The organism is Candidatus Merdisoma sp. JLR.KK011 (assembly GCF_036941125.1).
Taxonomy (GTDB): domain Bacteria; phylum Bacillota; class Clostridia; order Lachnospirales; family Lachnospiraceae; genus Laedolimicola.
On the sequence record NZ_JAYWSZ010000004.1, the window covers coordinates 1,407,569 to 1,432,406 of the forward strand.

A 24,838-nucleotide genomic window follows, 5' to 3' on the forward strand; every position below is an offset into this window, starting at 1 on the left:
CAAAAGCAAATGAACAGGGAGGTACAAAGATGTTTTGTAAGAAATGCGGAAAAGAAGTAAAAGAGGGCACGGCATTCTGCGGCCACTGCGGAGCGCCCATGAACCAGAGCGGCGGACAGGGGCCGCTGCCTTTGGCTGGCGGAGGATTTGGAACTATAGGATCTGGTTCTCTGGCCGGGAACAGCAGTGAGAATAAGAACAGTCCGGGCGGCTCAATGGGAAAGAATAAGCTTTTTGCTATAGGAGCTGCGGCTGCGGTTCTGGTGCTGGTGATTGGGCTGGGGGCTGCCCTGTTTTCCGGAAAGTCTGGCAAGGCTGACAGTATTGAGGGAACATGGAAGTGGGAGTGCAGTTTTGGCGGGCTCGGCGCTTTAGCGGATGAGTTTTTTGTAGAAGAATTGGAGGAGATGGGAATTAGAGAATCGGATCTTCCAAATGTGCAGGGAGTTCTGGAATTTGACAAAAATGGGAAATGGGAATTCCATATAGACGAGAAGGAATATATAAAAACCGCATTAGAGGCTGGGGAAATAATGCTCGATGCTATGCTGGAAGAGGGCTATATCAATGAGGATGAAGCTGAGGAGGCAATGGAAGAGCTCAAAGAGATGACAGAAGACGAAGAGATGAGGAAAGCGGCATTAGAAGAGATGTCTTTCCTGGAATGGTCTGGTGATTATGAGGCAGACACAAAAAAAGGAGAGATTGAACTGACGGTAAAGAGGGCCTTTGGTGAAAAGGATTCGGCAGAGGTGATACTGGAGTATGAGATTGAGGACAAAAAGCTGAGTCTGGACATCCAGGAGGATGAGGACGGCTGCATGGGGCAGTGGGAGAGCCTGGGAATTTTTGATCAGGATCTGACTAGATAGCAGCGTCATTTTGTCAGCGGCTGTTTAGCAAGAGTACATAGGAAGCATTATGGAGGTAAGGGAATGTTTTGCTCGAATTGCGGAAAAGAGATAGAGGAAGGCGCAGTTTTTTGTAAGCACTGCGGAGCAAAAGCAGGGGAAGTACAGAACCAGCGCAAACCGGCGTCCGCTGGTGCTGCAGCGCAAGAAACATCCGAAGCACCCGTACATCAGATAGAAAATGTCAAAAAAAGTATAAATAAGGAAGGCGGAAGAACAAGGAAGAAGACCGGAATCATTGCGGCAGGTATCATACTTCTTGCAGCTGCCGCAGCCGCCGGATTTTTTGCGGTACAGCGTGCAAATGCAGCAAAAGCTTTTTCGGATAAGGTAACGGCATTTAAAAATTACTGCGAGGATTACCAAATGGGAGATCTGGAAGCGGATTATAAGACGCTGCTTGAGGAAGCGGAGCATGTTGTGAAAGAAAAAGAACGCTCCGCATATTCAGATACCGAGGGCGAGCTTGAACAGTTTAAGGAAAAGCTGCAGGAATATACCACAAAGCTGGAAGGCTATAGCGGCAAAAGAGAGGAATACGCACTGATAAAAGATTATCCCATGACAGATGAGCAGAAGGGAAGATATACGGCTCTTTTGGCGGAGCTGGAAAAGGGATTTGAAGAAAACAGCCTCCTGTCCATAGAGCAATCCATAAACAATTTCGATGCATTTTTCAAAGATTGGGAAAGTGAATTCCGCCAGATGATAGAGAATCGGAAAGCCGAGGCAGAGCAGGCTATCGCGTCTGACATACTGCTGGAGGCGGAGCGCCAGATGATAAACGCCCAGCTGGATAATGCGGGCTCATTCTGGGACAAGGGAAATTACAACGAGGCGATGGCGGAATATGAAAGCTCCGCATCTCTTCTGGATGGCATAAAGAAATCCGCTGATTATGAAATTCGGGTAGAACAGGCAGAGGTCTCCTCATTTCCGGAAATAAAGCTCTATGTAACCGCTTATGATATACAGTCGAATCATTCGGTTCCAGTGTTGGAAAGCAGCTTAGCTCTAAAAGAAATGGTTCAAGGCAGTTATTCGGATGTACAGGTAAATAAGGTCAGTAAGCTGGATCAAAAGGAGAATCTGAATGTCTGCCTTGTGGCGGATGTAAGCGGAAGTATGTGGGAACAAATGCCTCTTGTACAGCGTTCTATGACAAATTTTCTGGACTGTCTGCAATACAGCGTGGGAGACAAGGCGGCTCTTATTACATTCGACAATCTTGTCAAAGTGAACCGGGATTTTACCGGGGACAAGAATGTTCTGACAGGGGAAATCAACAATATGTATGTGGGAAATGCCACTGCACTGTATGATGCCCTTTATGTGGCAGTCTGCAAAGCCTCCGAGGCAGAAGGTGCAAAATGCGTGATTGCATTTACAGACGGATACGACAATGTCAGTATGACGAGCAAAGACAGAGTGATTGAAGCGGCCCGGTTATATGGAGTGCCTGTCTATCTGATAGGGATCGGTTCCTGGACGGATGAAACGTCCCTGCAGTCCATCTGCAGTTCTACGGGCGGGGATTACTGGAATGTCTCGGACGGAAGCGAGATGCAGGCAATTTATAATTCCATTTACCAGAAAAACAAGGAAATGTATCTGGTAGAGTATACCACCAGTATACAGGATATAAATGTGCCTCAGAATCTTTACCTGTCATATAATGACGGGGATGCATATATGAGATGCGAAACGGAATTTGAACCTTCTAAGCTTAAGGCTTCTGAGGAGGAGTACACGGATCTGGTACAGGACAATGGAATGGCAAATGCAGATGTAGAAGATGAGGTGCTGCGGATCCGGGGGATCTACAATGAGATTGTGCAGAAGAGAACCAATGGCCAGTATATGGAATCGGCTGTAAAAGACGGGGTTACCATGTACACGGAGAATGGTGAAGTGCAGTGTATCATTGCAAAGAAGGGCGTGGACGGTGTTCCCTATGCGCGGTATTATTATTTTGAGAACGGGAGCTTGATCTTTGCATATCTGGAAGCCGGCGACTCTCACAGGCTGTATTTTAACAATGGGCGGCTGTTCCGCTGGCGTTATGCCTCCGACGCAGTGAACTTCTCGGAAGCGGATAACCATGACAATGAGGATTCCGAAGAATTCAGAGAGTGGGAAAATCTGGCGCTGGATGATATCTATAACTATGGAGGAGTATGTAGGGTATAAAGGTTTCAAGAATAAGGCTTTGAAGGAATATAGGGAGATAAGGATATGTTTTGTGCGAAATGCGGTGCAAAGATAGATGACAATGCAAGGTTCTGCGGCAAATGCGGAAGTCCGGTGCCGGCTTCTCAAGGCGGAGGGCAGGCAGCGGGAGGGGCAGATGCGTTGTCTGGAAGCGGATATACGTCACAGAATGGAAATTGCGGATGGGCTGGCCGGGGATTTTAGTTTCAGAGGCGGATATGATGAGAGCTGCTTTACGATAACATCTTGGAACAGTCCGTTTCAGATTTTTGATTCCGATATGGGGGAACAAGTTGAAGCGGATAGGTTTCATGCAATGTTATGCGATTTTTCCGGCGATGGCGTACCATACCTTTATGTGTATAGCAGTACAAATGATACAGGTGAGCAGAGCTTTGAAATCTATGGATGGACGGGTCAGAAAGCAGAACTGATATTTGACACGGATGCTGAAAAATCATACAGAAATAACTTCTATATCTATGAAGATGAAAATAATAAATATGAGATTCGGATGGATTATGAGGAATATTGTCCTCCGGCCTTGTTTTACAGGGTTCAGACGTATGCTTTTGCGGAAGGAACTATAAAAATAATTTGCGAGCGGACAGAAGAAAACAACTTTGAGGATGAGCTCTGGCATGTGATAGAAAACGGCGTAGAAACTGTCTATACGAGTGAAGAATACAGTACATTAACAGCAGGAAGAAGTCAGACAGAAAATCACAAGCATACACTGCCATATACCTGTTTCCATGCAATGCAGCCAAGTACCCTGCAGGAAATGATGGAAGGCTTGAACCGGTATGCGGCGCTTTGGGGAGGAGAAAGTACAGAACAGGGTGATGTACAGCCGGCGAATGATAATTCTTCAGCTGAAAATGCGGATCTGGCCGGCCTTTTGACAAACATTTCCTGGGAAGATATCAACAGCGGAAATTATGATACCACAAGACTGCATTTTTCATTTGATGATTCAACGGATCAGGCAGTGGAACTGGATTATCCAAGTGCTGTAGAGAAGATTGAGTACATGGATATAACCGGTGATGGAATAGAGGAAGCTCTGGTATACAGATATTTTGCAAATACGGCAACAGAATATACACTGATTGATTTCTTCAAAATTGAACCTGGTATGGCAATCAATATATCTCCGTCTGTGTACATAAAAGAATTGTCCAATGAGGTATGGGATATGGAGCTTCTGAATGAGTATGCCAAAGGCTATACATCTCCTACACTGAAAGTAACGTCTTACGGGAAAGAAGATGGGGTGGCTTTTGAGCAGGCGGTATATTTGCTTGGATATAAGGATGGAAGCTGGAACGTGATACAGGAATAATACAAGTACAAGGATGATTAGGAGGAGCAGGTAATGTTTTGTGCGAAATGCGGAGCCAGGATTGATGATAACGCAAGGTTCTGTGACAAATGTGGGAGTTCGGTATTGACTCCTCAAGGCAGTGGGCAGAAAGCCGGCCCGGTAAGCGGCGGCAATGTGGCAGGGCAGGGAAAGGAAGCATCAAAAAAGAAAGGCTTTTTGGCGGTTCTGGCTGCAGCTCTGGTATTGATTGCTGTGGCTGTTGGAGTGTCTGCAGTGAGAAAAGATGGCGGAGGTACGGCTCTGTGTGCAGGTGGGTTTGAGAGCGCAGTGAAAGAGGCGGTGAATGACATTGCGGCACAGTATGCAGCCAGTGTGGCAGGCGAAGGGCAGGCTGACGGCCAGGGAATGGAAGAAAATGAGAACACGACAGCCAGTGAAGCCGTATTTGCGCAATATAGCCAGTTTCTCCAGGGAAACCTGACAGCCGAGTGCGAAGGAAATCAAGTGACTTTCCAGCAATTTTATGAAAATTATTGTAAAGCTTTTGAGGTGGATGAAGGAGATGGAGAATATCAAAGTTATCCGCCAAAGGTAACCTTTGCGCTGACTGATATAGATATGAATAAGCTGCCGGAACTTCACATCTGTAAAATGGGAGATCAGGCAGTGGGCGACGGCTGGAGCCTCTATACTCTATATTCAGAAAACAGCGAATTGAAAATTGCCGAATCAGCCACTGGAGGATGGTCAGATTATTTTACTCTGTATACAAATGGCCTGCTATGGCTTCTGCATGGCCAGCATGAACCGAGAGTGGAGTGGTTTGATACGCTGCAAGGAGAAAAAATTGCCTGTTTTGTGGAATATAGCAATCCTGGAGATATGGAATATGCCGAAAATGAACGCAGGCAGTGGATGGAAGAAGGGTATAAACAGGTATACGTTACTTATAGCGGAGATACATCCGGCACTGAATATACGCCCTCCAGCTTTGCGGCGGAATATGGCGGAAAGGAAGTGCAGTTTTACAGCCAGGAGGAAATCCTGAATATGTTATGATGCTTGAACACAAGGAACGCAGCTTAGAGCAAATACAGCCGCAATAAAGGAGGAACAAGTAATGTTTTGTGTGAAATGCGGATCCAGGATAGATGATAAAGCAAGATTTTGTGATAAATGCGGAAGCCCGGTATCGGCTTCTCAAGGCGGAGGGCAGGCAGCGGGAGAGACAGATGCGTTGTCTGGAAGCGGATATACGCCACAGAATGGAAATGCGCCCTCAACTACTTTTGGGGGTAAGAAGCCAGGGAAAGGCTCCCTGGCCGCGCTGCTGATTCTGGCCGTTGTTCTTGCAGCTGCTGCTGGATTTTTTGTCTACAAAGCAGCTCACAAGGAGGAAACAGATATACAAGAAAATGCAGGGAAGGAAACGGAAGCTGTCGAAGCAGAGGAAACACAGCCAGAAGCAGAAACGGGGACGGATGAGCAGGAGCAGGCGGATGTAAAGGCAGAGCTTGAGGCAGTTCTTGGAAATATTTCCTATTATGGGGATAAAAGCAAATGCTCCATGACAGCAGAGCAGGCGGCGGCCTATGCACAGTTTATCGCGGACGGAATGGAGGGAAAGGTAGAGATGCCGAAAGGGCCGCTGGGGATACCGGTGCCTGACCAAGTATTTTGGGATAAGCCATACGAAGTAGACGACACATATGGAGGAACCTATCTGACAGACAGGAAAAATGTCATGCTGGCTGATTTTGCAGAAGACGGAAATCCATATCTGTATGTTTATAGCAGTATGACAGAGGATTCCTTCGAAGTTTACGGCTGGGATGGGAATACGGTAAAACTGCTGGTAAACCAGGAGGGAATTGACAGGGTGGGAAGCTACCTTCTTGAGTATCCGGATGGAAAGGTAAAGACATGCAGAAAGAGTTCTTCCGGAGCAGGGGATAATAACGTAGAGATATATATGTTTGGCGGCGGCACAATAGAAAAATCATATTCCTTGAGAGTGCTGGAGGATGGGCAGGGAGTCCATTGCATAGAAAACGGAGAGGAAACGCTCTATCCGGCAGGAAGCTATGGCCTGGCTTATGAGAAACTGGAGAATGCAGCGCCGCATCGGGAGGAGCATACCCATGCGATGCCATATACCTGCTTTTATGAGACACAGCCAAGTACCCTGACTGAAATGATGGACGGATTAAACCAGTATGCGGTTCTTTTGAATGGAGGTACAGTTCCTTCAGAATCACAGGCTGAAGCTGATGCAGCCGAAGAGCCGGCATCCCCCTGGCTCATAAGGATGAAGAACTGCACAATTGACGTAGACTTATCTGCTTATATTCCGGCGGAATATCTGAAGGCGGCTCAGAGGGATACCTATGGCGACGCACTGCAGAGGGTAGTAAGCAGCTATTACACACATCCGGAAATGCTGACGATAACACAGGCGAGTTTTGTTGAGTATGATCCGAGTGTCTGGTTCATTAGCTATCCCATTGAAAACAGTGATTGTGTGTTTCAGTTTTCATCCAATGACGGCGGAGGCAGCTGGAAATATGACTATCTGGTGAATGCACATGGATCGGATTATGGCGGATTCGCCATTATATTTGACAATGGAGTTCCGGGCAATATCTCATCATTGTACGAGAATTGCATAGGAACAGAAGGCCTGCCGGAAAATTTTAGGGACGAAAAGATTTATCGTACTGATTATATAATGGGAGATTTTAATATGAATCTGAGAGACGGAATGGGGAACAGTTATGAGATTCCGGTGCGAGAACTACCGTAAAAATCTATCATCTGCAGAAGCATTTCGGAGGTTCTACGGTAAGGAAGAGAGCGGGACTGTCGGGAAATAAGGCAGCCCCGCTCTTTTTGATGCATGTTAGCTTGCCGCAGAGGCGGGATGCCGGAAAAAGAAAAATAGAAATGACAATGTTGTTGGAACTAACAGCATGTGTTATACTATAAAACGAAGATTGAAGAAGCATGGGCATCCCAGGGAGGTGTAAATATGGCGAGAACCGTAAGTATCGGCTGCCAGGACTTCGAGACGATTCGAAGGGAAGGCTGCTTTTACATCGATAAAACTTCATTTCTTTCCGAGTGGTGGGAGAATGGAGACAGTGTAACGCTGATTGCCCGTCCCAGACGTTTTGGCAAGACCCTCAATATGAGCATGACGGAGCAGTTTTTTTCCATAAAATATGCCGGTAGAGGCGAACTGTTTGAAGGGCTGTCCATATGGGAAAAACAAGAGTACAGAGAACTGCAGGGCACCTATCCGGTGCTTGCGCTTAGTTTTGCAGATATAAAACAGACTACCTTTGAGCAGACGCGCAAAGCAATGTGCCGTATTATCAAAATGGCGTACAATCAATACGATTTCCTGATGAAAAGCGATCTGTTCAATGAAAGTGAAAAAGAGGATTTCCGAAGCATATCCGCAGACATGGAGGACAGTCAGGCGGCATTTTCCCTTAAGCTGCTGTCGAATTATCTGAGCCGTTATTACGGGAAAAAGGTGATAATCCTTTTGGACGAATACGACACGCCTATGCAGGAAGCCTATGTAAACGGTTACTGGGAGGAGCTGGCAGCATTTATCAGAACGCTGTTTAATTCCACCTTTAAGACAAACCCGTATATGGAGCGGGCGGTTATGACAGGAATCACCCGTGTAAGCAGGGAATCCATTTTTTCGGATCTCAATAATCTTGAGGTGGTAACAACCACTTCGGAAAAGTATGCAGACAGCTTTGGGTTTACAGAGGAGGAGGTTTTTGCAGCCCTGGACGAATTTGGCCTGGCAAAGAAAAAGCAGGAGGTAAAAGCCTGGTACGACGGCTTTATCTTTGGAAGCCGGACGGATATCTATAACCCATGGTCTATTTTAAACTACCTGGAGAAAAAGAAAATAGGAACCTATTGGGCCAATTCCAGCTCCAACAGCCTGGCAGGGAAGCTGATTCGGGAGGGGAACAGAGAAGTTAAGCAAAGCTTTGAAGCTCTGCTGTATGGTGAAGCGCTTCGGGTAGAGATTGATGAACAGATTGTGTACGGAGAACTTCAGACCAGAAGAAATGCTGTCTGGAGCCTTCTTCTGGCAAGCGGCTATCTGAAAGTGCTCCAGGTGGAATTCGCGGAAGCGTCTGGCCGCTGGTATTACAGACTGGCATTGACAAACAGAGAAGTGCGTCTGATGTTTAACAATATAATCCGCGGATGGTTTTCAGGACAGGATGAAAATTATAATGATTTTATCAAAGCCTTGCTGCGGGATGATCTGAAGGCCATGAACCACTATATGAATAAGGTGGCCCTGGCGACCTTCAGCAGCTTTGACACAGGGAAGAAGCCTTCGGAAACAGCGGAGCCGGAACGTTTTTACCACGGCTTTGTCCTGGGGCTTCTGGTGGAGCTGTCCGACCGTTATACGCTGACCTCCAACCGGGAAAGCGGCTTTGGCCGCTATGACGTGATGCTGGAGCCAAAAGGCGGCGACGATGCCATAATTCTGGAATTCAAGGTACAGGATCCCGATGAGGAAAAGGAGCTTGCAGATACCGTGAAGGCAGCCCTGGAGCAGATAGAAGACAGGAAGTATGAAACCGCACTGATAACAAAAGGAATTCCCAAAGAGAGGATACGGAGCTACGGTTTTGCGTTTCGTGGGAAAGAAGTTTTGATAGGAAAAGGATGAATTTCCTGGAATTCGGAAGCAGCTATTTCGCAGGCAGACATAAATCCGGAGAGGGAGGCGCAAAGATGTCAAGAACGGTAGGAATCGGGCTTCAAAGTTTTGAAAAAATCAGAGAAAATAATTATTTTTATACAGATAAGACAAAGTTTATAAAGGAATGGTGGGAAAATGGAGATGATGTTACCCTGATTACCCGTCCGAGACGTTTCGGGAAGACCCTCAACATGAGCATGACGGAGCAGTTTTTTTCCGTGAACTACGCCGGCAGGGAGGAGCTGTTTGAAGGGCTGTCTATCTGGGAGAGCGAAAAATACAGGAATCTCCAGGGAACCTATCCGGTGATAGCCTTGAGCTTTGCGGATGTAAAAGAGACTTCCTTCGCACAGGCCCGGAAGGCTGTCTGCCGGATTATTAAAATGACATACAATCAATACGATTTTCTTCTGGAAGGCAATGTGCTGAACGAAAGCGAAAAGAAGGATTTCCGAAGCATATCCACAGACATGGAGGACAGTCAGGCGGCATTTTCCCTTAAGCTGCTGTCGAATTATCTGAGCCGTTATTACGGGAAAAAGGTGATAATCCTTTTGGACGAATACGACACGCCTATGCAGGAAGCCTATGTAAACGGTTACTGGGAGGAGCTGGCAGCATTTATCAGAACGCTGTTTAATTCCACCTTTAAGACAAACCCGTATATGGAGCGGGCGGTTATGACAGGAATCACCCGTGTAAGCAGGGAATCCATTTTTTCGGATCTCAATAATCTTGAGGTGGTAACAACCACTTCGGAAAAGTATGCAGACAGCTTTGGGTTTACAGAAGAGGAGGTTTTTGCAGCCCTGGACGAATTTGGCCTGGCGGAGAAAAAGCAGGAGGTAAAAGCCTGGTATGACGGCTTTACCTTTGGAAGCCGGACGGATATCTATAACCCATGGTCTATTTTAAACTACCTGGAGAAAAAGAAAATAGGAACCTATTGGGCCAATTCCAGCTCCAACAGCCTGGCAGGGAAGCTGATCAAAGAAGGAAGCCCGGAGATTAAGCAGGAATTTGAAGCTTTGATTACCGGCCAGTCCATTGTGACTCCCATAGATGAGCAGATTGTGTATGGAGAACTGGATGGAAATGAGGAAGGAATCTGGAGCCTGCTGCTGGCCAGCGGATATCTGAAAGTGATCCGGTATGAGGAATTGGGAGGGGATGTAGACGAGCCGGATTATGAGCTGTGCCTGACCAACCGGGAAGTGAATCTGATGTTCCGCACTTTGGTAAAGGGCTGGTTCCGGAAGAACATAAGCGAATATAATGGCTTTATCAAAGCCTTGCTGCGAGATGATCTGAAGGCCATGAACCACTATATGAATAAGGTGGCCCTGGCGACCTTCAGCAGCTTTGACACAGGGAAGAAGCCTTCGGAAACAGCGGAGCCGGAACGTTTTTACCACGGCTTTGTCCTGGGGCTTCTGGTGGAGCTGTCCGACCGTTATACGCTGACCTCCAACCGGGAAAGCGGCTTTGGCCGCTATGACGTGATGCTGGAGCCAAAAGGCGGCGGCGATGCCATAATTCTGGAATTCAAGGTACAGGATCCCGATGAGGAAAAGGAGCTTGCAGATACCGTGAAGGCAGCCCTGGAGCAGATAGGAGACCGGAAGTATGAAACCGCACTGATAACAAAAGGAATTCCCAAAGAGAGGATACGCAAATATGGATTTGCTTTCCGTGGAAAAGATGTTTTGATTGGATAATTTTCCAAACTATGCTACAATACCACTCAGAGGTGAAAAACAAGATGTATTCATTCAACAGTAAAGTCCGCTACAGCGAGGTGGGCGAGGATAAAAAGCTTTCTTTAAACGGAATTATCAATTATTTTCAAGACTGCAGCACCTTTCAGTCCGAGGAGCTGAAGGTAGGAGTGGATGTGCTGGAAGAGCTGCACCGTGTCTGGGTGCTCTCCTCCTGGCAGATTGTGGTGGAGCGTTACCCGGATCTGTGCGAGGAGATCACAATTGCCACCTGGCCCTATTATTTCCAGAGCTTCTGCGGCTACCGCAATTTTGTTATGAAAGATCGCAAGGGACAGATGCTGGCCTATGCCAATGCCCTTTGGAGCTTTCTGGATACAGACACAGGCCGCCCGGTGCGCGTGCCGGAGGATATTGAGAAGGTCTATATCCTGGAAGAAAAGCTGGATATGAACTATGCCTCCAGAAAAGTGCCGATGCCCAGGGACGGAGAGCGCAAGGAGCCTTTCGCCGTGCAGAAGCATCATCTGGATACGAACCATCATGTCAACAACGGCCAGTATATCCAGATGGCCCGGGAATATATTCCGGAGGATTTTCCCATCCGCCAGATGCGGGCGGAGTATAAGAAGCCGGCCCTTCTGGGGGATATGATTTATCCGGTGGTGCAAAGGGAGGACAACCGCTATATGACGGCCCTCTGCGATGAGCTGGGACACCCCTATGCGGTGGTAGAGGTTTCATAGCCGGAAGCACAGGCATAAGCAGATATGCAGGCATAAGGCGGAAAGAAAAGCCTTCTGTCTTGAAAAAACGGAGGAAAAAGGCACATGATCTTACTTGGAAAAAAGCAGAAACTAATCATTGTAAAAAAAGTTGATTTCGGCGTGTATCTGGCTGAAAAGGAAGACGCAGAGGATAAGGTTCTGCTTCCGGGAAAGCAGGTGCCGGAAGGCGCCAGGCCGGGGGATGTCCTGGAGGTGTTTGTCTATAAAGATTCCAAAGACCGGCTGATATCCACCACCCAGGAGCCTAAGGTACAGCTTGGGGAAATTGCCGTTCTTAAGGTGACGGAGGTTACCAAGATAGGGGCATTTCTGGACTGGGGACTGGAAAAGGAACTTCTGCTTCCTTTCCGGGAACAGACCAGACGGGTCAGCGCAGGGGAAGAGGTACTGATTGCCGTGTATGAGGATAAGAGCAGCCGCCTTTGCGCCACCATGAACGTATACAAATACCTGGACACAGACGCTCCCTACAAGGCCGAGGACCGGGTGACAGGCACGATTTATGAAATCAGCCGTGAATTCGGAGCTTTCGTAGCCGTGGATAACCGCTATTCCGGGCTGATACCCAAAAAAGAATTCCATGGAAACAGAACCATCGGCGATCAAGTGGAGGCCCGGGTGACGTCGGTGAAGGAGGACGGAAAGCTGAACTTAAGCATCCGGGAAAAGGCGTATCTTCAGATGGATGCAGACGCGGATTATGTGCTGCAGGTACTGGACGAATATGACGGCGTCCTGCCCTTTAACGACAAGGTATCGCCGGAAATCATAGAACGGGAGCTGCATCTTAGTAAAAATGCATTTAAGAGGGCGGTAGGCCGCTTGCTGAAGGAAGGCAAAATAGAGATAACCGAGAAACGCATTCTTCGAAAATGATGGAAAATTAACAAATTTAGAAAAAATGGAAAAAAGTGCTTTCCAAAGTGCATTTCAGCAGTTATAATAAGGGAGAAGAAAGGAGTGAAAAAAAGATGAAAGTTCAAAACATTTCTAACATCGAGAAATTCTTTGAGGTAGTAGACAGCTGCCAGGGTAAGGTAGAACTGGTAACAGGCGAAGGCGACAGACTGAATCTGAAGTCCAAACTTTCCCAGTATGTATCTATGGCGAACATCTTTTCCAACGGTGAGATTCCGGAGCTTGAGATTATCGCATACGAGAAGGAAGATATCGACAAATTAGTTTCATTCATGATCAATGGTTAGATAAAACGCGGTAATGGTTCCTGGAGGGGAACGATTGCCGCGTTTTTCAGTGTTTGAGACGGCCGCAGTGCCATTTGAGACGGCCGCAGTGCCATTCGGAAAACCGGAGGTTTTCTATAAGTTTTTCTTTTTATACACAAAGTATAGTCCAATCCCCGTAAGTACAATTAGATAAGCAAGCAGTACCAGGATCCCGAGAAGATTGACGGGCTCCCTGTTCGCAATGCCCCGGACCATACGGCTGGTTTGAGAGAGCGGCAGAGCCGCAATGAATTCCCGGACGCCGTGGGGAATCCGGTCTGTGGAAAAGAAGGTATTGCACAGGTAAGCCATAGGCATAATAAAGTAATTGGAAAACCGGGGCACATCCGCATGGTTCCGGGCCAGAAAGGAAACTACAATGCCAAGGGCGGAAAAGACTGCGCCGTTTAAAAAGAGAATCACAATCGAGATTCCGTTAAAAACAAGCCCGGTCTCAATGGGCCAGACGAGAAGCAGGATGATTGCGCCTGCATAGAGCCCCCGGAGGGAGCCCGCCAGAATCTGTCCGGCAATAAACTGCCAGAGAGGCGTAGGCGAGATAATCACCTGGTCAAAGGCTTTCTCATAGAGACGCTGTACGTTCAGGTTCTGGGCGATGGCATTGAAGCTGCCGTTCATGGTAGTGAGAGCCACCACACCCGGAATGAGAAAGTTCAGATAAGGCATACCGTTCATGGTAGTCCGGATACCCCAGCCGAATACAATCAGGTACATCAGCGGCGCAATCAATGCCGCCATGGTAATACGTGAGAAATCCCGGACGAATTCCCTCCATTTTTCCCATAAAATCGTGATAATTCCCATAATATACTCCGTTCTTAAGACAGACGTTTTCCCACCTGCTCTACAAACACATCCTCCAGAGTAGTATCCCGCAGGGTACACTGGCCGGTGAGGCCGCTCAGGCAGGCAATGGCCTTAGAACGCTCGTGGAAATAACGGCTGTGAATGCCGTCGTCCAGCAGCTCGTCAACCGCATAAGCTCCGAGATTTTCAATGAGGTGTGCGGGCGTGTCAATTTCGTTTAAGCGTCCGCCGTTCATCAAAGCCACCCGTTTGCAGAGCGACTGGGCTTCCTCGATATAGTGGGTGGTCAAAAGAATCGTCAGGCCTTTTTCGTTAAGCTGCCGTAAGAGGCTCCACATCTGCCGCCGGGAAATGGCGTCCATGCCGGCGGTAGGCTCGTCTAAGAGAAGGATCTCCGGTTCCGTCAAGAGCGCGCGGCAGACCATAAGCTTGCGCTTCATTCCCCCGGAAAGCTTGCGGATGGTTTTTCTCCGGTGCTCTGTGAGGCCTGCAAAGGCAAAGAGCTCCTCCGTCCGGGCCCGTATCTGCTTTACCGGCATAAAATAAAGCCGCCCCTGGTATTCCATGATTTCGTCCATGTCCATATCCTGGCGCATGGAATATTCCTGGGTGATAACGCTGACCTTCCGCTTCAGATCCTGCCGTTTCCGTGTCAGAAGCTCGCCGTCGATGCGGATTTCCCCAGAGGTTGGGAGAAGCAGCGTGGAAAGCATCCCGATGGTGGTAGTCTTTCCGGCTCCGTTGGGCCCCAGAAGGCCGAAAAATTCTCCTGTTTCAATCTGCAGGCTGATAGAGTCTACGGCAGTAAAATGTTCAAATTGCTTTGTTAAATTGTGAAGCTCAATCATGTCCGCCTCCGGGCTCTTTTGCAATGATGAGAGAGTAGTATCCGGCGTCATCGGGGATCTCCTCTGCGCTTCGATAGATATGTTCATTTTCCATGCCGCAGTTTTCTACCATCACCACTTTTCGGCCGCTGGATTTTAAGATTTCCTTTACCTGGTGCATTTTTTTTCCTGACTTCATCAGGACATAATTTCCCGGAAGGGACAGATCGCTGTTCAGCTTGTGAACGGCGGGCAGAATGTGAAGCTGCTCGTCCCATTCCGCCAGAGACGTGCAGGTCCGCGCCGCTGCGGCGCAGAAGGAGGTAATGCCGCTGACAAGCTCTGCCTCATAGCCCCGTGCCAGAATCCGCTTCTGGACATAGAGGTAGGTGGAGTAGATGGTGGGATCTCCCAGGGTAAGGAAGACCACGTTCTGCCCCTGCTTTAGATAGGCCTCGATGGCATCGGCAGCCTTTTCGTGGTTCAGATGCATTTCCTCCTTGTCGTGGGTCATGGGCATATCCACGGAGAGAAGGGTTTTTTCCGCCAGCTTTGGTACGGCTTTTACGGCTATCTGATAGGCAACCGTTTCCTTTGCCGCCGGGCCGGGGAGGGCGATGATTTCATTTTCTTTTATAAGGCGTACTGCCTTTAAGGTCATAAGCTCCGGATCTCCCGGGCCTACACCTGCCCCATATAATATTCCATTCATAACTGTATCCGTCTCCTGTTCCAGTTCTTATTCCGGTTTTATGCCGGTGCATGTGGTTTATTATAAGTGCCTTAAAAATATTTTTCAACTGCATTTCTCATATTATTGCATTTTTATGGGAGATGTGCTATATTACACTTGTAGCTTCGCAGGAAGCCAACTGTAGGTGTCGCACCGTTTCGAGCGGTGCGGTGAAAAGGGAAACAGGTGAGAAACCTGTGCGAACTCGTCACTGTAAATAGGGAGCGGGATGCCATAATGTCACTGAGAGATCGGGAAGGCGGCATCTTTGTGAGGATCTATAAGCCAGGAGACCTGCCTATAGAAAGTTTCGGGAGAATTCCGCTCCCGGGGCCACGAGTAACTGGTCGCAGATGGAAAACCATAACATCATTGCGTCCTCTTACAGATGCCTGCCCAGATGCGGAAGGCATTTTTGCTGTTGTTTAAAAAGATTGAACAGGAGCATTACCACGTCAAAATGCAGACGGCCTGCGGCGTCTGCAGAAAACAGATGCAAAACAAAAAGGAGGAACGGCATGAAAAGAAAAATGTCAACACTGCTGGCAGCCCTGCTGGCACTCACCCTTGCATTAAGTGCATGCGGAAGTAAGGAAGAAACGGCGCCGGCCGCTGAACAGGCACCGGCGGAAACAGAAGCAAACCCTGAGGAACCGTCAGAATCGGCGGAAGCGCCCCAGCCGGAGGAGAGCACGCCGAAGGAGGCAGACGCTGCAATTCTTGCGGTAAGCTTCGGAACCAGCTATAACGACAGCCGGGACATTACCATCGGCGCCGTGGAGGAAGCCATTGCCAAGGCATTTCCGGAGTATGAGGTGCGCCGGGCATTTACGGCCCAGATTATCATCGACAAGCTGGCCGAGCGGGACGGCCTGGAGATTGACAACGTGACCCAGGCGCTGGATCGCGCGGTGGCAGACGGAATCAAGACTCTGATTGTACAGCCTACCCATTTGATGAATGGTCTGGAGTATGCGGATCTGGTAAAAGAGCTTGAAGATTACAAGAGCGATTTTGACAAGGTGGTTCTTGGAGAACCTCTTCTGACCAGTGACAAAGATTTTGAGACAGTAATGAATGCTATTACAGCTGCTACAAAGGAGTATGCGCAGGACGAAGAGACAGCCGTTGTCTTTATGGGACATGGAACGGAAGCCGAATCAAATCAGGTTTACAGCACCCTGCAGGAGAAGCTTACGGGCGCAGGGTTTGAGAATTACTACATCGGCACCGTTGAGGCAGCGCCGACCTTAGAGGATGTTATGGCGCTTCTGAAGGAAAAGGGAACTTATAAAAAAGTAGTTTTGGAGCCGTTGATGGTTGTGTGCGGCGATCATGCCAACAATGATATGGCAGGCGACGAGGAGGATTCCTGGAAAACCCTTCTTACCCAGGAAGGCTATGAGGTAGAATGCGTGCTTAAGGGGCTGGGAGAGCTGCCGGAGATTCAGCAGATGTATGTGGAACATACGCAGGCGGCTATTGACAGCTTGAATTAGAACAAGAAAAATTATAAAAAGACGGGAACGGGAACATGAGACGGACTGTATATACATTAGCAGGAATCATAGGTGCGGGTATTTTCTGGATATCAGGGATGACCGGTCTGGCAAAGGAAGAAGAGGAACGTGAGATTTCATACGATCAAGTAGCCTCGGAGAGCGAGCGGGCCGGTTCCTCGGAGGTAGGCGTTGAGGGAATGATGCCTGTCTATGGAACGGATGTTGCGGACGGCGTCTATGAGGTGACGGTGGAATCCAGCTCCTCCATGTTTCCCATAGAAAAAGCAGTGCTTACAGTGGAGAGCGGCAGCATGACTGCCGTTCTCACTATGGGCGGCCAGGGATACTTAAAGGTGTATCCCGGTACTGGCGCAGAGGCGGCAAAGAGCGATCCTTCTGCATACATAGGCTTCCAGGTAAATGAGGAGGGAAAGCATACCTTCACTATACCGGTGGAAGCGCTGGATCATCCCATAGCCTGTGCTGCATTCAGTAAAAACCGGGAAAAGTGGTATGATCGTTTCCTTCTCTTCGAGGCGGAAAGCCTTCCTAAGGAGGCTGTCCTGGTGGAGCTTCCCGATTATGAAGCCTTAAAGCAGGCTGCGAAAGAAAAGCGGATTGCAGCGCTTAAGGAAGAAGCGGATCAGGAAGAGACGGGAGATGGAGATACAAAAAAAGCCCCGGAAGGGCAGCTGGAGACTCTCGCACAAGCGGCGCTGATCGAGATGGAGGACGGAGAGTATGCCATCGAGGTGGAAGTAAAGGGCGGGACAGGAAGGACAACGGTAAGCTCTCCGGCCGGACTGACAGTCCGGGACGGCCGGGCTTACGCCAGGATTGAGTGGAGCAGCTCCAGCTATGACTATATGCTGGTGGGCGGGAAAAAGTACCTGCCGCTCTACGAGGAAGGCTATTCCACCTTCGAAATACCCATCACAGTATTCAATGAGCCTATGGAGATCATCGCAGATACCACGGCTATGAGCACGCCCCACGAAATAGAATACCAGCTCATTTTCTACGGCGACAGCGTCATGTCAAAAAACCAGACTCCCCAGGCGGCAGCCAGACGGGTGGTATACATGGTATTCGCTATAATGCTTGTATGCGCTCTGGTTTCTTATTTGAACAAAAGAAAACGAAAGAACTGACTGTTATATTATAGTAATCCAATAAAAAAGGATATAAACAAAAATGAAAAAAAGTATCCGCCGTTATTTCTGCAACACCATACAGACCCTTTTGCTCATAACCTTTCTTACATCCTGCGGAGCCGGGCAAAGCAAGGAGGCAGCGGGCAATCACACAGATATCAGCGCCGATCTGATCTGGGAAAGCAGCATGGAGCTTCGCTATGCCAGTGGGTTCGGCGTGGATTATTATAAAGACGGCTACCGTCTCATTACCGTTGCAGAGGAAAGCCGCTATCTGATAGTTCCTGAGGGCAAGGGCATTCCGGCGGATTTAAGCAGCGGCATAGTCGTGCTGAAGCAGCCGATAGAACAAGTCTACCTGGTAGCATCTGCAGTCATGGATATGTTCGTATCCCTGGATGCCCTGGATGCCGTGGGCTTTTCCGGCTTAAAGGCGGATTCCTGGTATATTGACGAGGCCAGAGAAGCCATGGAGCAGGGAAAAATACTCCACGCCGGCAGCTACGGAGCCCCGGACTATGAGCAGATCCTTGCCAGCGGCTGCGGCTTAGCGATAGAAAATACTATGATTTATCACACTCCGGAGGTGAAGGAGCAGCTGGAGAAGCTGGGAATTCCCGTTCTGGTAGACTATTCCAGCTACGAGAGCAATCCTCTTGGAAGGACAGAGTGGGTACGTCTCTATGGAATCCTCACAGGAAAGGAAGCCGAGGCCGAGGCAGCTTTTGCAGCCGAGGCAGAAGCCTTTGAGGCCGTAGAGCAGGAAGAGAAAACGGGGAGCACCGTGGCATTCTTTTACATCACGGCCAACGGAGAAGTCAATGTGCGCCGTTCCTCCGATTACCTGCCGAAAATGATAGAGATGGCCGGAGGAAGCTACGTATTTGACCATATAGGGGACGAGGAAGAGACAGTCTCCTCCAATGTAACCATGCAGATGGAAGAGTTCTATGCGGCAGCCAAGGATGCAGATTACATTATCTACAACAGCACCACCACAGAAGAGCTGTCCTCTGTAGAGGATTTGCTTGCAAAAAGCAGTCTCCTTGAAAAGTTTAAAGCCGTAGAGGAGGGCAGGGTCTACTGTACCACCAAGAATCTGTACCAGTCCTCTATGAAACTTGGAACCATAATTGCCGATATGCACAAAATGCTCACAGGTGAAGACGGGATGACTTACCTGTACCAATTGGAGTAGGCCATGAAGAACAAGCGATATGTACTTTCATTTTTTATATTGGGAATCCTGGTGCTTCTTTTTCTGGCGCTGAATCTGTGCGAGGGAAGCGTGGCGGTGCCTTTCAGTGAGATTATCGGAATTCTGCTGGGAGAGGAAACGGATGAGGTCTTTCGTGATATTATTATGACCATACGTTTTCCCCGGGCGCTGGCGGCTGCGATTCTCGGAGGCGGCCTGGCGCTGTCGGGCTATCTTCTCCAGACTTTTTTCCACAATCCCATTGCCGGCCCCTTTACGCTGGGGATTTCATCCGGGGCCAAGCTGGTGGTGGCCCTGGTGATGGTATTTGCTCTGGGAAAGTCTATTCATGTGAGCTCTCTTCTGATGATTGGAGCGGCCTTTGCGGGGGCTATGATTTCTATGGGCTTTGTGCTTCTGATGTCCCGGGTTATGGATAACATGTCCATGCTGATTGTCAGCGGCGTGATGATCGGGTATATCTGCTCGGCTGTGACGGATTTTATCGTGACCTTTGCGGACGATTCCAATATTGTAAATCTTCATAACTGGTCTAAGGGAAGCTTTTCCGGCATTTCCTGGGAGAATGTGGCTTTGATTACAGTGGTTATATTTTTAACCTCTTTTTTTGTATTTCTTATGTCAAAGCCTATCAGCGCTTATCAGATGGGGGAAGCCTATGCAAAAAATATGGGTGTGAATATCCAGATGTTCCGCACCCTTCTGGTGCTTTTGTCCAGCGTGCTGTCTGCCTGTGTGACGGCATTTGCCGGGCCGGTCTCCTTTGTGGGAATTGCGGTGCCGCATCTCATCAAAAGCCTTTTGAAAACGACAAAGCCCCTGCTTATGATTCCGGGATGCTTTCTGGGTGGAGCGGTGTTCTGTCTGCTGTGCGATCTTCTGGCACGGGTGCTGCTTGCGCCTACGGAGCTCAGCATCAGTACGGTGACGGCGGTGTTTGGGGCGCCTATTGTAATCTTGATTATGGTCCGCCGGAGGAAGGAGAAGGCAGGGTGAAGCTTATGAAGGAATTTTATTTTTATACGGAAGGGCTGACCGTGGGCTATCACGGGGTTCCGCTGATTAAAAATATTGAGGTTCGTCTGAAAAAGGGAGAGATTCTCACGCTGATTGGGCCCAACGGGGCAGGCAAAACCACCATTTTAAAAAGCATTATCCGTCAGCTTGCGCCTATCGGCGGCGTGGCCTGGCTTGACGGGGAGGAGATTGGGAAGCTCTCGGGGAATGCATTCTCGAAAAAGGTTTCCGTGGTTCTGACGGATCGGGTGAAGCCGGAGCTGATGACCTGTGAGGATGTGGTGGCTACGGGGCGTTATCCCTATACGGGGCGGTTCGGACTGCTCTCGAAGGAGGATTGGGAGCTGGTCTACGAGGCTATGGAGCTGGTTCATGTAGGGGAGCTTCGGGAGCGTGATTTTACGAAGATCAGCGATGGACAGAAGCAGCGGGTGATGCTTGCGCGTGCTATCTGCCAGGAGCCGGATATCATTGTGCTGGATGAGCCGACTTCTTTTTTGGATATCCGGTATAAGCTGGAATTTCTGTCCATTCTCCAGCGGATGTCCAGGAGCCGGAATCTGTCGGTGATTATGTCTCTTCACGAGCTTGAGCTGGCCGGGCGTATCTCGGATAAGCTGCTGTGTGTAAAAGGGGATAAGGTAGATCGGTTCGGGACGCCGGAGGAGGTGTTTACGCCGGGGTATATCTCCGGGCTGTATGGGATGACGGCTGGGAGCTACGACGAGGGGACGGGAAATCTGGAGCTTGAGCCGGTGAGGAAAGAACCGGAGATCTTTGTAATCGCCGGGAACGGAACCGGGACTGCGCTCTTTCGGAGACTGCAGAGGGAGGGGATTCCCTTTGCAGCAGGGATTCTCTGGGAAAATGATTTGGACTGTCCGGCGGCCAGGGCGCTGGCTTCTGAGGTGGTGCTGGAGAGGGCCTTTAGCCCGATTGGGGCCGAGAAGATAGAAAGGGCGGAGGAATTGATTGACAGCTGCAGGCGCGTGCTCTGCACCCTCAGTCTGGAGGAGACGGGGGAGTGGGCCAGGAAGCTTCGGGAGCTTGTGGTATATGCCGAAAAAAAAGGGAAACTTGGAGAGCGGCAGGATCATGGATGATTGGCAGATCACCCTCTGCATTGACGTGATTGGGGACGTGTGGTATTATGACACAGAACTACAGCTTTGTGCGGTGAGATAAGTCATTGGAATTGTATTTGCGGCGGCTTATATTGAGGGAGGGTGTATGGAGTATTCAAAAGAATTTTTAGAGCGGGCAGGCGGGAGCGCGCAGGCCATTGGGAGCCATGGGCAGAACAGTGATATGCAAAGCGTCCATAATCTGGAGACGATCATCAATGAAGGTCTTCGTGTCGCCTTGCTGGAGGAGACGCCGGATCAGTCCCTTGAGGTGCTGTTGGAACATCTGGGAAAAGCGCTGAACGGGGAACGTACCTATATCTTTGAGCAGAATGAGTCTGGCTGTGATGACAATACCTATGAGTGGGCGGCAAAAGGAGTGGAGCCGCAAAAGGAAAATCTCCAAAATGTTCCGCCGGAGGTCTGTGCAAGCTGGTATCAGAAGTTCGGCATTGGAAAGCATATTGTGATTGAGAACTTAGAAGAGATTAAGGAGACGGATCCCCTGCAGTATGAGAACTTGAAGCGGCAGCGTATTCATTCTCTTGTGGTAGTTCCTCTTTATAATGGTAAAAAGGTTATCGGCTTTTACGGCGTGGACAATCCGCCGGTGAAGCTGCTGGAGTATGCGTCGAATATGCTTCAGACGGCGGCATATTTTATCGTATCCTCTTTGAAACGGCGCGATCTGTTCCGGGAGCTTCAAAAGAGGAGTTATAATGTTCTTCATGCGCTCAGCGTGGACTACCTGGGGATTTATCAGGTGAACTTTGATTCTGGCAGGTGTGAGATATACCGGAACAGCGAACGGCTGAGCATAGATTGGGCCGCACAGTTTGAGAATGGTTATCAGGCGGCCATGGAACGGTACATATCACAGTATGTAATTCCCCGGGATCGGGAAAAGCTCCGGGCTATGACAAAAAAGGACTATGTGCTCGCCCGGATCAGGGAAAAGAAGAAATTTTCCGTCCGGTATCAGGAGAAAGACGGTTCCCATGGACTGAAGTATCTGGAGCTTCATTTTTCTGAAACGGAGAAGGGAACGGAAGAGAACTGTGTAATTTTTGCCCAGAGAGACGTCAATGCCCTGGTGGAACAGGAAGAGAAATATAAACTGGAGGCAAGGCAAAGCCTGGAGGATATTCTGGAGGGAGCCAGAACCGGTATCTGGACGATTGAGCTGGAGGAGGACTGCGAGCCCCGGATGTATGCGGATCGGACTATGCGCAGCCTTCTGGGAATATTGGACGATATCGGGCCGGAGGAGTGCTACCGGCATTGGTTTGAGCGCATTGAACCGGACTATGTGGAGATGGTGCAGGAGGCAGTTCGGGAGATATTGGAGAACGGCCGTTCCGAAGCGGTTTATCCTTGGAAGCATCCAAAGCTTGGGAAAATCTATGTCCGCTGCGGAGGCGTGCAGGATAAAGCATTCAAGAAATCGGGAACCTGCCTGAACGGATACCACCAGGATATCACGGAGATTATGGTGACGAGGAAGAAGCAGGAGCAGGCCATTATGGAGCTGCTTGAGAAGGTGCGGCGGGCAAATTCGGCGAAGAGCGAATTCCTATCCCATATGTCCCACGATCTCCGCACGCCCATCAATGGGATTCTGGGAATGCTGGATATCATGGAGAAGAGGCAGGAGGATCCGGAACGTCTGGGAGACTGCCGAAAGAAAATCCGTGTTTCAACGGAGCATCTTTTGTCCCTGGTGAACGATGTTCTTCAAATCAGCAGGCTGGAGAGCGGAAGCCTGGCTGCGGTAGAAGAACCCTTTGACCTTCGGGATACTGTGGAAAACTGCATTGCAATCCTGTCCCCGGAGGCGGAGGAGAGAGGAATCCGCCTGGCGCTGGAGGAGGTTGAGCTGCATCATAGCAGACGGATTGGAAATTCACTGCATGTAAAACAGATTTTAATCAATATCATTGACAATGCCATCAAATATAACCGTCCTCATGGCTCTGTATTTGTTCGGGTAAGGGAGATGGAGGGCCAGAGCGGGGCGTCAAAGTGCGAATTTGTGATCGAGGATACGGGAATCGGCATCGGAGAGAATTTCAAAAAGCATATTTTCGAGCCCTTTACCCAGGAGCATCAGGATGCAAGAACCAATTATAACGGCATCGGACTTGGCATGGCCACTGTGAAGAAGCTGGTAGACCAGATGAAAGGGAGCATTGAGGTGGACAGCCAGGTCGGCAAGGGGAGTGTGTTTCGGATTATACTGCCTATTCAAGCGGACGAGGCGTGGAGCGCGCAGTCTGGGGATGAGGAACAGAATGAGCAGGGCAATATTGCAGGGATGCGCGTCCTTTTGGTAGAGGACAATGAGATTAACTGTGAAATTGTGGAGTTTATGCTTAAGGAAGCGGGCGTGGAGGTGAAGACCGCAAAGGACGGAAAAGCTGCCGTAGATGCCTTTGCGGCTTCTGTGCTTGGGACCTTTGACTGTGTGCTCATGGATTTGATGATGCCGGTTATGAGCGGATATGAAGCGGCCCGTGTGATTCGCGGCCTGGAGCGGCCGGATGCGAAGGCTGTGCCCATCATAGCGCTGTCGGCGAATGCCTTTGAAGAGGACGTTGCAATGGCGAAGGACGCCGGGATGAATGAACATCTGGCGAAACCGGTAGATATGAAGAAGATGTTTCAGGTTATGAGCCGGCTGAAATGCAGTGTGATGCCGGAGTAGTATTTGTTAAAAAGTATATAAAAAATCAGCAGCTGCATCAATTTATTGGTTGATGCGGCTGCTTTGATTTATGACGGTAATGTTTTTAGGCGTGACGCAGAAGGAATAAACGACTTGAGCTTGACAATAAAATCTCCTATGTTATACTAAACAAGCTGGAAAATAAAAGATATTCCAGCTTACCCGTGTGTTCGAAACCATCCACACGTAAAACAAAACTAAGGAGAGAAAGAAAATGAAAGAAAACAAAGTACTGTTCATGGCACAGGCCGCAATGATTGCGGCTATCTACGTGGTGCTCTGCATCGCCTTTGCGCCCATCAGCTACGGCGCGATCCAGGCAAGAGTGGCAGAAGCTCTCACAATCCTGCCCTACTTCACCCCGGCTGCTATTCCGGGCCTGTTCATCGGCTGCTTAATTGCAAATCTCATCGGCGGAAGCATCATGCTTGATGTCGTATGCGGAAGCATAGCAACCTTGATAGGGGCTGTGGGAACCTGGATGCTGCGCAGAAAGAGCCGTTTCCTGGCTCCGATTCCCCCAATCCTGGCCAACACCCTTATAGTGCCCTTCGTCCTCCGCTATGGTTACGGAGAACCTCTTCCAATCCCGTTCCTTATGGGAACTGTAGGAATCGGAGAGATTGCTGCCTGCGGCGTTATGGGATTGATACTTTTGGCTGTGCTGGAAAAGTATCGGAGATTTATCTTCCGCACAGCATAAAGCAAAAACGGAAGAAACGGAAGATTCTAAAAAGGCTTTTGCCTAATCAATATCCATAAGTGAAAGCAATGCAAA

At 49.1% G+C, this 24,838-nt stretch carries 21 protein-coding genes and 1 riboswitch; of the genes, 18 read left to right on the forward strand and 3 right to left on the reverse strand.

What is annotated here, in order from left to right:
* The first annotated feature begins 29 nt into the window (after positions 1 to 29).
* From VV089_RS20670 to VV089_RS20715, 11 genes are all read left to right on the forward strand, one after another.
* The gene (locus VV089_RS20670) at positions 30 to 872 is read left to right on the forward strand and encodes a zinc-ribbon domain-containing protein (RefSeq protein ID WP_334337218.1); all 843 of its coding nucleotides are present in this window, start codon (positions 30 to 32) and stop codon (positions 870 to 872) included.
* A gap of 63 nt (positions 873 to 935) precedes the next feature.
* On the forward strand, positions 936 to 3,101 hold the full coding sequence (locus VV089_RS20675) for a VWA domain-containing protein (RefSeq protein WP_334337219.1): 2,166 nt from the start codon (positions 936 to 938) through the stop codon (positions 3,099 to 3,101).
* A gap of 45 nt (positions 3,102 to 3,146) precedes the next feature.
* Positions 3,147 to 3,326, forward strand: coding sequence for a zinc-ribbon domain-containing protein (locus tag VV089_RS25305; protein WP_442891575.1), 180 nt, complete (start codon positions 3,147 to 3,149; stop codon positions 3,324 to 3,326).
* Entirely contained in the window at positions 3,259 to 4,467 is a 1,209-nt protein-coding gene (locus VV089_RS20680) for a hypothetical protein (RefSeq protein ID WP_442891576.1), read from the forward strand. Before VV089_RS25305 ends, VV089_RS20680 begins: the two co-directional genes overlap by 68 nt.
* Before the next feature lie 33 nt (positions 4,468 to 4,500).
* Positions 4,501 to 5,508, forward strand: coding sequence for a zinc ribbon domain-containing protein (locus tag VV089_RS20685; protein WP_334337221.1), 1,008 nt, complete (start codon positions 4,501 to 4,503; stop codon positions 5,506 to 5,508).
* Positions 5,509 to 5,569: 61 nt separating this feature from the next.
* The gene (locus VV089_RS20690; protein WP_334337222.1) at positions 5,570 to 7,252 is read left to right on the forward strand and encodes a zinc ribbon domain-containing protein; all 1,683 of its coding nucleotides are present in this window, start codon (positions 5,570 to 5,572) and stop codon (positions 7,250 to 7,252) included.
* A gap of 225 nt (positions 7,253 to 7,477) precedes the next feature.
* Positions 7,478 to 9,166, forward strand: coding sequence for an AAA family ATPase (locus VV089_RS20695; RefSeq protein ID WP_334337223.1), 1,689 nt, complete (start codon positions 7,478 to 7,480; stop codon positions 9,164 to 9,166).
* A gap of 65 nt (positions 9,167 to 9,231) precedes the next feature.
* Positions 9,232 to 10,917, forward strand: coding sequence for an AAA family ATPase (locus tag VV089_RS20700; RefSeq protein WP_334337224.1), 1,686 nt, complete (start codon positions 9,232 to 9,234; stop codon positions 10,915 to 10,917).
* 44 nt (positions 10,918 to 10,961) lie between these two features.
* A complete protein-coding gene (locus VV089_RS20705; protein ID WP_172540339.1) occupies positions 10,962 to 11,663 on the forward strand; it encodes an acyl-[acyl-carrier-protein] thioesterase in 702 nt (233 codons plus the stop codon).
* Positions 11,664 to 11,747: 84 nt separating this feature from the next.
* Positions 11,748 to 12,581, forward strand: coding sequence for a CvfB family protein (locus tag VV089_RS20710; RefSeq protein WP_172540340.1), 834 nt, complete (start codon positions 11,748 to 11,750; stop codon positions 12,579 to 12,581).
* A gap of 95 nt (positions 12,582 to 12,676) precedes the next feature.
* Positions 12,677 to 12,910: a polya polymerase gene (locus VV089_RS20715; protein WP_160567107.1), complete on the forward strand. Its 234-nt coding sequence runs from the start codon at positions 12,677 to 12,679 to the stop codon at positions 12,908 to 12,910.
* 114 nt (positions 12,911 to 13,024) lie between these two features.
* On the opposite strand, the gene VV089_RS20720 is transcribed toward VV089_RS20715, so the two are convergent.
* Genes VV089_RS20720 through cobI form a run of 3 tightly spaced genes read right to left on the reverse strand, consistent with a single transcriptional unit; the run spans position 13,025 to position 15,298 of the window.
* A complete protein-coding gene (locus VV089_RS20720; protein WP_172540341.1) occupies positions 13,025 to 13,756 on the reverse strand; it encodes an ABC transporter permease in 732 nt (243 codons plus the stop codon).
* A gap of 14 nt (positions 13,757 to 13,770) precedes the next feature.
* Entirely contained in the window at positions 13,771 to 14,658 is an 888-nt protein-coding gene (locus VV089_RS20725) for an ABC transporter ATP-binding protein (RefSeq protein WP_334337225.1), read from the reverse strand.
* Positions 14,600 to 15,298, reverse strand: a complete 699-nt coding sequence (gene cobI, locus VV089_RS20730; protein ID WP_334337226.1) for a precorrin-2 C(20)-methyltransferase — start codon at positions 15,296 to 15,298, stop codon at positions 14,600 to 14,602. The genes VV089_RS20725 and cobI overlap by 59 nt, the downstream gene beginning before the upstream one ends.
* A gap of 147 nt (positions 15,299 to 15,445) precedes the next feature.
* A riboswitch (cobalamin riboswitch) is annotated at positions 15,446 to 15,635 on the forward strand.
* Positions 15,636 to 15,837: 202 nt separating this feature from the next.
* Here cobI and VV089_RS20735 point away from each other — a divergent pair.
* The 7 genes from VV089_RS20735 (at position 15,838) to VV089_RS20765 (ending at position 24,763) form a co-directional block, all read left to right on the forward strand.
* Positions 15,838 to 16,818 (forward strand): sirohydrochlorin cobaltochelatase, encoded by a 981-nt coding sequence (locus tag VV089_RS20735; RefSeq protein WP_172540343.1) that lies wholly within the window; start codon positions 15,838 to 15,840, stop codon positions 16,816 to 16,818.
* Positions 16,819 to 16,853: 35 nt separating this feature from the next.
* Positions 16,854 to 17,972 carry a hypothetical protein gene (locus VV089_RS20740; RefSeq protein ID WP_334337227.1) on the forward strand — a complete coding sequence of 373 codons (1,119 nt, stop codon included), beginning with the start codon at positions 16,854 to 16,856 and terminating at the stop codon, positions 17,970 to 17,972.
* A 43-nt stretch (positions 17,973 to 18,015) separates the two neighbouring features.
* Positions 18,016 to 19,173, forward strand: coding sequence for an ABC transporter substrate-binding protein (locus VV089_RS20745; protein ID WP_334337228.1), 1,158 nt, complete (start codon positions 18,016 to 18,018; stop codon positions 19,171 to 19,173).
* A 3-nt stretch (positions 19,174 to 19,176) separates the two neighbouring features.
* Positions 19,177 to 20,190, forward strand: a complete 1,014-nt coding sequence (locus tag VV089_RS20750) for a FecCD family ABC transporter permease (RefSeq protein WP_334337229.1) — start codon at positions 19,177 to 19,179, stop codon at positions 20,188 to 20,190.
* 5 nt (positions 20,191 to 20,195) lie between these two features.
* On the forward strand, positions 20,196 to 21,314 hold the full coding sequence (locus VV089_RS20755) for an ABC transporter ATP-binding protein (RefSeq protein WP_334337607.1): 1,119 nt from the start codon (positions 20,196 to 20,198) through the stop codon (positions 21,312 to 21,314).
* A gap of 127 nt (positions 21,315 to 21,441) precedes the next feature.
* Positions 21,442 to 24,039 carry an ATP-binding protein gene (locus VV089_RS20760; protein WP_334337230.1) on the forward strand — a complete coding sequence of 866 codons (2,598 nt, stop codon included), beginning with the start codon at positions 21,442 to 21,444 and terminating at the stop codon, positions 24,037 to 24,039.
* A 235-nt stretch (positions 24,040 to 24,274) separates the two neighbouring features.
* The gene (locus tag VV089_RS20765) at positions 24,275 to 24,763 is read left to right on the forward strand and encodes a QueT transporter family protein (protein ID WP_172540348.1); all 489 of its coding nucleotides are present in this window, start codon (positions 24,275 to 24,277) and stop codon (positions 24,761 to 24,763) included.
* Positions 24,764 to 24,838 lie beyond the last annotated feature (75 nt).

Coding starts and splice junctions, on each gene's coding strand:
- VV089_RS20680 (WP_442891576.1), top strand. CDS start 3,259: ATGCGTTGTCTGGAAGCGGATATACGTCACAGAATGGAAATTGCGGAT.
- VV089_RS20695 (WP_334337223.1), top strand. CDS start 7,478: ATGGCGAGAACCGTAAGTATCGGCTGCCAGGACTTCGAGACGATTCGA.
- VV089_RS20715 (WP_160567107.1), top strand. CDS start 12,677: ATGAAAGTTCAAAACATTTCTAACATCGAGAAATTCTTTGAGGTAGTA.
- VV089_RS20700 (WP_334337224.1), top strand. CDS start 9,232: ATGTCAAGAACGGTAGGAATCGGGCTTCAAAGTTTTGAAAAAATCAGA.
- VV089_RS20745 (WP_334337228.1), top strand. CDS start 18,016: ATGAAAAAAAGTATCCGCCGTTATTTCTGCAACACCATACAGACCCTT.
- VV089_RS25305 (WP_442891575.1), top strand. CDS start 3,147: ATGTTTTGTGCGAAATGCGGTGCAAAGATAGATGACAATGCAAGGTTC.
- VV089_RS20675 (WP_334337219.1), top strand. CDS start 936: ATGTTTTGCTCGAATTGCGGAAAAGAGATAGAGGAAGGCGCAGTTTTT.
- VV089_RS20710 (WP_172540340.1), top strand. CDS start 11,748: ATGATCTTACTTGGAAAAAAGCAGAAACTAATCATTGTAAAAAAAGTT.
- VV089_RS20705 (WP_172540339.1), top strand. CDS start 10,962: ATGTATTCATTCAACAGTAAAGTCCGCTACAGCGAGGTGGGCGAGGAT.
- VV089_RS20760 (WP_334337230.1), top strand. CDS start 21,442: ATGGAGTATTCAAAAGAATTTTTAGAGCGGGCAGGCGGGAGCGCGCAG.
- VV089_RS20755 (WP_334337607.1), top strand. CDS start 20,196: ATGAAGGAATTTTATTTTTATACGGAAGGGCTGACCGTGGGCTATCAC.
- VV089_RS20725 (WP_334337225.1), bottom strand. CDS start 14,658: ATGACGCCGGATACTACTCTCTCATCATTGCAAAAGAGCCCGGAGGCG.
- VV089_RS20765 (WP_172540348.1), top strand. CDS start 24,275: ATGAAAGAAAACAAAGTACTGTTCATGGCACAGGCCGCAATGATTGCG.
- cobI (WP_334337226.1), bottom strand. CDS start 15,298: ATGAATGGAATATTATATGGGGCAGGTGTAGGCCCGGGAGATCCGGAG.
- VV089_RS20685 (WP_334337221.1), top strand. CDS start 4,501: ATGTTTTGTGCGAAATGCGGAGCCAGGATTGATGATAACGCAAGGTTC.
- VV089_RS20750 (WP_334337229.1), top strand. CDS start 19,177: ATGAAGAACAAGCGATATGTACTTTCATTTTTTATATTGGGAATCCTG.
- VV089_RS20690 (WP_334337222.1), top strand. CDS start 5,570: ATGTTTTGTGTGAAATGCGGATCCAGGATAGATGATAAAGCAAGATTT.
- VV089_RS20740 (WP_334337227.1), top strand. CDS start 16,854: ATGAGACGGACTGTATATACATTAGCAGGAATCATAGGTGCGGGTATT.
- VV089_RS20720 (WP_172540341.1), bottom strand. CDS start 13,756: ATGGGAATTATCACGATTTTATGGGAAAAATGGAGGGAATTCGTCCGG.
- VV089_RS20735 (WP_172540343.1), top strand. CDS start 15,838: ATGAAAAGAAAAATGTCAACACTGCTGGCAGCCCTGCTGGCACTCACC.
- VV089_RS20670 (WP_334337218.1), top strand. CDS start 30: ATGTTTTGTAAGAAATGCGGAAAAGAAGTAAAAGAGGGCACGGCATTC.